Source organism: Bremerella sp. JC817, from assembly GCF_040718835.1.
Lineage (GTDB): Bacteria > Planctomycetota > Planctomycetia > Pirellulales > Pirellulaceae > Bremerella.
Genome location: NZ_JBFEFG010000278.1, coordinates 1 through 518, shown reverse-complemented (window position 1 = coordinate 518; position 518 = coordinate 1). Strand labels below are relative to the sequence as shown.

1 pseudogene is annotated in these 518 nt (G+C 62.4%); it reads right to left on the bottom strand.

The annotated features are described in order from the left end of the window. Positions 1 to 207 (bottom strand): annotated as a pseudogene (locus AB1L30_RS18155) (GDP-mannose 4,6-dehydratase); the annotation flags it as partial. Positions 208 to 518: the final 311 nt, after the last annotated feature.

Below are 518 nucleotides of genomic sequence, written 5' to 3'. Positions count from 1 at the left end.
CTCGGCGAACCGCTTGGCCTCGTCGTAGCAGCCCCGGGGGCCGATCGGGTTCACGTGGCCCCAGTAATCCTCCCGCTGCGGGTGGACCTCGGGGTCGCCGTAGACCTCCGAGGTGCTCGCCAGCAGGAAGCGGGCGTCCTTGGCCTTGGCCAGGCCGAGCGCATTGTGCGTGCCGAGCGAGCCGACCTTCAGGGTCGGGATCGGGTGGGTTATTCTGCCTTGCCGCCGATCAATACGCGGTAGATCGCCAACACGACCATCGAACCCAGGATCGCAACCAACAGGCTGTACAGGTGACGATCACTTCTTAAACTCGGCTGACGCGCATGGCGTGTTCTATTGGAGTTTCGGCTGGGTCACGACACTGGTTTCGTTTCCGGTGGCGGTGACCCTACGGCCACCACCGGCGGCACCGTGGCCATCACCGCGACCCGCGACACCGAAATGAACTCGATTCTCGAACATCTTCACAGCACCAAACTGTTGGAAGAAGTCCTCTCGAAAACTTCGCCTGGCTT